This is a genomic window from Pseudoduganella sp. RAF53_2 (assembly GCF_052113985.1).
In the GTDB taxonomy this organism is placed as follows: domain Bacteria; phylum Pseudomonadota; class Gammaproteobacteria; order Burkholderiales; family Burkholderiaceae_D; genus Rugamonas.
Genome location: NZ_JBFRDW010000359.1, coordinates 1 through 6100 on the forward strand (window position 1 = coordinate 1; position 6100 = coordinate 6100).

At 58.1% G+C, this 6100-nt stretch carries 9 protein-coding genes; 4 read left to right on the forward strand and 5 right to left on the reverse strand.

The window, feature by feature from the left end:
- Together AB4Z11_RS19910 and clpS are read right to left on the reverse strand one after the other, a co-directional pair.
- Positions 1–462: Clp protease N-terminal domain-containing protein (locus AB4Z11_RS19910; protein ID WP_442027134.1), on the reverse strand; the 462-nt coding region annotated here is incomplete at its 3' end.
- Positions 459–761 carry an ATP-dependent Clp protease adapter ClpS gene (gene clpS / locus AB4Z11_RS19915; RefSeq protein WP_442027144.1) on the reverse strand — a complete coding sequence of 101 codons (303 nt, stop codon included), beginning with the start codon at positions 759–761 and terminating at the stop codon, positions 459–461. The genes AB4Z11_RS19910 and clpS, both read right to left, overlap by 4 nt.
- A 322-nt stretch (positions 762–1083) precedes the next feature.
- On the opposite strand from clpS, the gene cspE reads away from it, so the two are divergent.
- Both cspE and AB4Z11_RS19925 read left to right on the forward strand, forming a co-directional pair.
- Positions 1084–1287 (forward strand): transcription antiterminator/RNA stability regulator CspE, encoded by a 204-nt coding sequence (cspE, locus tag AB4Z11_RS19920; RefSeq protein WP_107141363.1) that lies wholly within the window; start codon positions 1084–1086, stop codon positions 1285–1287.
- 72 nt (positions 1288–1359) lie between these two features.
- The gene (locus AB4Z11_RS19925) at positions 1360–1620 is read left to right on the forward strand and encodes a hypothetical protein (RefSeq protein WP_442027135.1); all 261 of its coding nucleotides are present in this window, start codon (positions 1360–1362) and stop codon (positions 1618–1620) included.
- A gap of 54 nt (positions 1621–1674) precedes the next feature.
- On the opposite strand, the gene icd is transcribed toward AB4Z11_RS19925, so the two are convergent.
- Complete coding sequence (icd, locus tag AB4Z11_RS19930; RefSeq protein ID WP_442027137.1) at positions 1675–2928, reverse strand: NADP-dependent isocitrate dehydrogenase; 1254 nt, start codon at positions 2926–2928, stop codon at positions 1675–1677.
- A 105-nt stretch (positions 2929–3033) separates the two neighbouring features.
- Here icd and AB4Z11_RS19935 point away from each other — a divergent pair, with 105 nt between their 5' ends.
- The gene (locus tag AB4Z11_RS19935; RefSeq protein WP_442027139.1) at positions 3034–3597 is read left to right on the forward strand and encodes a pseudouridine synthase; all 564 of its coding nucleotides are present in this window, start codon (positions 3034–3036) and stop codon (positions 3595–3597) included.
- A gap of 84 nt (positions 3598–3681) precedes the next feature.
- Here the strand turns inward: AB4Z11_RS19935 and rpsT are convergent, their stop codons facing one another.
- Complete coding sequence (rpsT, locus tag AB4Z11_RS19940) at positions 3682–3948, reverse strand: 30S ribosomal protein S20 (RefSeq protein ID WP_442027140.1); 267 nt, start codon at positions 3946–3948, stop codon at positions 3682–3684.
- 186 nt (positions 3949–4134) lie between these two features.
- On the opposite strand from rpsT, the gene murJ reads away from it, so the two are divergent.
- On the forward strand, positions 4135–5682 hold the full coding sequence (gene murJ / locus AB4Z11_RS19945; protein WP_442027142.1) for a murein biosynthesis integral membrane protein MurJ: 1548 nt from the start codon (positions 4135–4137) through the stop codon (positions 5680–5682).
- Here murJ and AB4Z11_RS19950 read toward each other — a convergent pair.
- On the reverse strand, positions 5663–6100 hold a 438-nt coding region (locus tag AB4Z11_RS19950; protein ID WP_442027143.1), incomplete at its 5' end, for an FxDxF family PEP-CTERM protein. The two genes, murJ and AB4Z11_RS19950, sit on opposite strands and share 20 nt — an antisense overlap.

Consider the following 6100-nt stretch of genomic DNA (forward strand, 5'->3'; position numbering starts at 1 on the left):
GGCCTTGGTCGAGTCGACTTGCTGGTCCTTGCGAACGCCGTGGGAAATGAAGTTCACCACGTCCAGGCGGGTGACGCCCTGCTGGTGCAGGTAGTAAACAGCGTGCGAATCCTTTTCGCCAAAGATGGCGACCAGCACGTTCGCGCCCGTAACCTCTTTTTTACCGTTCGAGGCAGACTGTACGTGCATGATGGCGCGCTGGATCACGCGCTGGAATCCGAGCGTTGGCTGGGTATCCACCTCGCCAGTGCCGGGCACGGTCGGGGTGTTATCGCCGATAAAGTTGGTCAGAGTCTTGCGCAGGTCCTCAATATTGACCGCGCAGGCACGCAGCACTTCAGCGGCCGACGGATTGTCCAACAGCGCCAGCAGCAGGTGTTCCACCGTAATGAATTCGTGCCGTGCCTGCCGGGCCTCGACAAACGCCATGTGCAAACTTACTTCCAATTCCTGCGCAATCATACTTCCTCCATCACACATTGCAGGGGATGCCCCGCCTTGCGTGCATGCGTTAAAACAAACTCCACTTTGGTTGAAGCTATATCTTTAGAGAAAACGCCGCACACACCTTTGCCATAGCGATGGACACTCAGCATAATTTGCGTGGCCGTTTCACGGTCCTTATTGAAATACTCCTGGATGATCGCCACCACAAATTCCATGGGGGTGTAGTCGTCATTCAGCAACGCCACCTGGTACATTGGGGGCGGTTTTAGCGCTTGGCGCTCCAGGACGGTTTCTGTGTCTTGCTTGGTTGCCATACGCTTATATTCTAATGCTTTCAGGGTAGATGCAACGCCCATTTAGCAGCGCGTTTCCGTTTCTACTCATCTTACGCGCTTTCGGGTTTTGACGCAGATGGTGTCTTGCTCGCCAAAATCAAGAGTTGCGAAAATAGCTGTTGCAAAAATCTTACGATGTGCTAGTGAAACCGCTTGACATTAAAAATTGTTACGCCAACAATGCGATATCGACTTTGTGCAGAAATGTACACGTTGGTAAGAAGTGAGTTGTCGAGGAGGGGGCAGGAAGCTTCTTGCTTTTATGGCTCGTGTGATTCGTTTTTAATTGAAAGTTTTTTTTATGGCAACTGGTACCGTTAAGTGGTTCAATGACTCCAAGGGTTTCGGCTTCATCACTCCTGATGATGGCGGCGAGGATTTGTTCGCACACTTTTCCGCGATCAACATGAACGGCTTCAAGACCCTGAAAGAAGGTCAGAAAGTGCAGTTCGAAGTCACGCAAGGCCCTAAAGGCAAGCAAGCTTCCAACATCCAGGCTTCCTGATCTCAGCCTCGGACTCAAAAAGCCCCGCCCTGCGGGGTTTTTTTTCGTCCGCAGCGGGAACCGGAGCGCACCATGCCACACGACCCGCTTGAACGCCCCTCCTCGCCTCCCGAGGACAGCATCGAACAGCTTTCCTGCCAGCCCCAGCTCCAGCTGCGGCAGCGCATGGACGAAGGCTTCGCCGCCCAACGCGAACGCCATGATGCGCTCGCAGTTCAACACCAGACACTTGCAACGCGCCTCGAAAGGCTTGAGCCCGCTTTCCGATGGCAGATCGGATTGCTGATGTCGGTTCTGGTGGCAGTCCTGGGCGTCATAGCCAGGCAGATGTAAAAAGCCCCGCGTCCTTGCGGAGCGCGGGGCTGGCGGCGCGCTAAGCGCGGCTCATTACATATTCTCGATCATCACCTGGCCAAAGCCCGAGCACGACACCTGGGTGGCGCCTTCCATCAGGCGCGCGAAGTCGTAGGTGACCTTCTTCGAGGTGATGGACTTCTCCATGGAAGAAATGATCAGATCAGCCGCCTCGGTCCAGCCCATATGGCGCAGCATCATTTCCGCGGACAGGATCAGCGAACCCGGGTTCACGTAATCCTTGCCGGCATACTTCGGCGCGGTGCCGTGAGTGGCTTCGAACATGGCCACGGAATCGGACATATTGGCGCCCGGCGCAATGCCGATACCGCCCACCTGGGCCGCCAGTGCGTCGGAGATATAGTCGCCGTTCAGGTTCAGGGTGGCGATCACGGAGTATTCCGCCGGACGCAGCAGGATCTGCTGCAGGAAGGCGTCCGCGATCGAATCCTTGATGGTGATCTCGCGGCCGGTCTTCGGATTCTTGAACTTGCACCATGGGCCGCCGTCGATCAGCTCGGCGCCGAATTCCTTCTGTGCCAGCGCGTAAGCCCAGTCACGGAAGCCGCCTTCGGTGTACTTCATGATATTGCCCTTGTGGACAATGGTCACCGACGGCTTGTCGTTGTCGATCGCGTACTGGATCGCCTTGCGCACCAGGCGCTCGGTGCCTTCGCGCGAAACCGGCTTCACGCCGATGCCCGAAGTTTCAGGGAAGCGGATCTTCTTCACGCCCATTTCCTTGACCAGGAAATCGATCACTTTCTTGGCGCCATCGGAGCCTTCGGCCCACTCGATACCCGCGTAGATGTCTTCCGAGTTCTCGCGGAAAATGACCATATCGGTCTTCTCCGGCTCGCGTACCGGCGAAGGCACGCCCTTGAAGTAGCGCACCGGACGCAGACAGACATACAGGTCCAGCTCCTGGCGCAGGGCCACGTTCAGGGAACGAATGCCGCCGCCGACCGGAGTGGTCAGAGGACCTTTGATGGAGACCACATAATCCTTCAGTACCTGCAGCGTCTCTTCCGGCAGCCACACATCCGGGCCGTACACGGTAGTCGACTTCTCGCCCGCGAAGATTTCCATCCAGCTGATCTTGCGCTTGCCGCCGTAAGCCTTGGCCACGGCTGCATCCACCACCTTGATCATCACCGGCGTGATGTCAACACCAGTACCGTCACCTTCCAGGTAAGGAATAATCGGGGCATCCGGCACATTCAGGGTGAAGTCGGCGTTGACGGTGATCTTCTGGCCGTCGGCGGGTACTTTGATATGTTGGTACATCGTGTTCTCCGGGTTGGGGTTCTTCGCCTCAAGTCTTCTATAAAACATAAGACACTAGCTTGCCACATTATGCACGAGTATTTTGGTTGGCGCTACAATCGCGCCATGCCACTCATATTATTCAATAAACCATTCAACGTGTTGTGCCAGTTCTCCCCATCCGGCGAGAAGGAAACCCTGGCGAACTACATCGATATCCCGAAGATTTACCCCGCAGGCCGCCTCGACTATGACAGCGAAGGCCTGATGCTGCTCACCGATGACGGCAAGCTCCAGCACAGGATTGCCCACCCGGACCGCAAGGAAGCCAAGACCTATTTAGTGCAGGTGGACGGCATTCCCACGCCGGAAGCATTAGCCAGACTGCAAGCCCCACTGGACCTGGGCGACTTCACCACCCTGCCCTGCAAGGCGGTGCGCATCGCCGATCCRGAATGGCTGTGGCCGCGCAATCCGCCGATCCGCGTGCGCGCCGACAAGCCGACCACCTGGCTGGCGATCACTTTGCAGGAAGGCAAGAATCGCCAGGTGCGGCGCATGACGGCCGCCGTCGGCCTGCCGACCCTGCGCCTGGTGCGCGCCTCCATCGGCGGCATCTCGCTGTCCAGCCATCCCTTGCTGCCGGGCGAATGGCGCGAAGTGTCCCCGGACGACCTGAAACCAAATTGATCAAAGCGAAAAACCCGCTATGGCGCAACGCCATGCGGGTTATTCGGTACACCAGTTTGGCAGCTATCGCTGCCGCACACGAACTTAGGCGGACAGTGCCTTCAGGGCAGCTGCCAGACGGCTCTTGTGACGAGCAGCCTTGTTCTTGTGGATGATTTTCTTGTCAGCGATCGAGTCGATGGTCGACACGGAGGACTGGAAGATTTGGGTAGCAGCGGCTTTGTCGCCAGCCTGGATTGCCTTACGCACAGCCTTGATAGCGGTGCGCAGAGTGGAACGCTGCGAAGAGTTGTGAGCGTTTGCCTTAACAGCTTGACGAGCACGTTTGCGTGCTTGTGCGGTATTTGCCATGAGAAATCCTAATTCGTTGTCAAAGTTCGTTCGCAAACAATAGTTTGCCAAACCGGTGTTTTCAGAGCCGGCGGAACCTCTTGCCTGCCTTACTGAATTCTGTACAGCCTTAAATTATAGCGGGAATTTGCCGCCAGGGCAATTCCAAATGTCGAGTCGTTGCAGGTTTCGCTATAATCGCAGCCCATGAATCTGCTAAAGACCCTCGCCGCCATCTCCAGCATGACGATGCTGTCCCGTATCACCGGCCTGCTGCGCGACACGCTGTTCGCCCGCGCTTATGGCGCCGGCGCCTATACGGATGCGTTCAACGTTGCATTCCGCATTCCGAACCTGCTGCGGCGGCTGTTTGCCGAGGGCGCGTTCTCGCAAGCCTTCGTGCCTATTTTAGCCGAATATAAAAATGTTAAAGGCCAGGAGGCGGCCAAGACCCTGGTCGACCACGTCGCCAACTCCCTGGTATGGGCAACGGTGATCGTCAGCGCCATCGGCGTGATTGGCGCGCCGGTCTTTGTGTTCCTGATCGCGTCCGGCCTGTCCAAGGGCACGGCCTTCGATGATGCGGTGTGGATGACGCGCATTATGTTCCCGTACATTGCCTGCATGTCCTTCGTGGCGCTGGCGGGCGGCGTGCTGAATACCTGGCGCGAGTTCAAGATTCCTGCCTTTACGCCCGTGCTGCTGAATATCGCGCTGATCGCAGGCATCCTGTTCCTGGCGCCTTTCATGGAGCAGCCGGTGTACGCGCAGGCGATCGCCGTGATGGTGGGCGGCATTTTGCAGGTGGCAATCCAGTTCCCGGCCCTGGTGCGCGTGGGCATGCTGCCCAAGCTGTCCTGGAATCCGGCATGGGGGCTGAGCGATCCGGGCGTGCGCCGCGTGCTGAAGAAAATGGGACCGGCCGTGTTTGCCGTGTCGGCGGCGCAGATCAGCCTGATGATCAATACCACCATCGCGTCGTATCTGCCAGAGGGCAGCATCTCCTGGCTGACTTATGCCGACCGCCTGATGGAATTCCCTAACGCCCTGCTGGGCGTGGCGCTCGGCACTATCCTGCTGCCAAGCCTGTCGAAAGCCAATGTGGAAGGCGACCATGCGGAATACTCGTCCCTGCTGGACTGGGGCTTGCGCCTGACCTTCCTGCTGGTGCTGCCTGCCGCCGTTGGCATGGCGGTGATCGCCCTGCCGCTGATCGCCACCCTCTTCCACTACGGCCAGTTCAGCGATGAAGCGGCCCGCATGTCGGCCCAGCCGCTGATGGCGTATGCCGCCGGGCTGACCGGCATCATCCTGGTGAAGACGCTGGCGCCGGCCTTCTACGCCCAGCAGAACATCCGTACGCCGGTGCGCATTGCGATTGGCGTGCTGATTGCGACGCAGCTGATGAACGCGATCTTTGTCCCCTTCATCAAGGTGKCAGGACTGGCGCTGTCGATTGGCCTGGGCGCCACGCTGAATGCGATCTTCCTCTATCGCGGCCTGCGCAAACGCGACATCTACAAGCCCGCGCCGGGCTGGCCGAAGTTCTTTATGAAGCTGCTGTTCGCGGTAGCGGTGATGGGCTTGGTCGCCTGGCTCGGCGCGTCCCAATTTGACTGGATCGCCATGCGCGCACATCCCTTTTTACGCGCTGGCGCCTTGGTATTAGTGATTGCCGTAAGTGGCTTAGTCTATTTCAGTATTCTGTTTATGCTTGGCTTCCGCCTGCGCGATTTTAAGCGCCGCGCGAAGTAGATTTACGACGGCGGGCCACTGCGCCCACCAGGCCCAGACCGGCCAGCAGCATGCCATAGGTTGCTGGTTCCGGTACAGGCGACACCGTCACTTCACCGCTATAGGTTGCACCCGAGAATGCGGTGCCATGCAGCTCCAGCGTGAACGGGGACGCGCCGGTATATTCCACACCAAAGAAGCGATACTTGCCGAACGAGTAGGCAGAACCGGTCTGGCCGTTCAGGTTGGTCAGAGCGCCGTCGAAGCTGACGTTCTGGCCGCTCAGGGTCAGTACGRAATCATAAGTACCCGGATTCAGACCGGTGAACGTAATCACGTCCATACCGCCCGACAGGATGCCGTCACTGCCGCTGGTGACGCCGATAAAGTGGTTATCGGTATCCAGGACTGGCGTGGTGGTGATTGCCACACTCTGGTC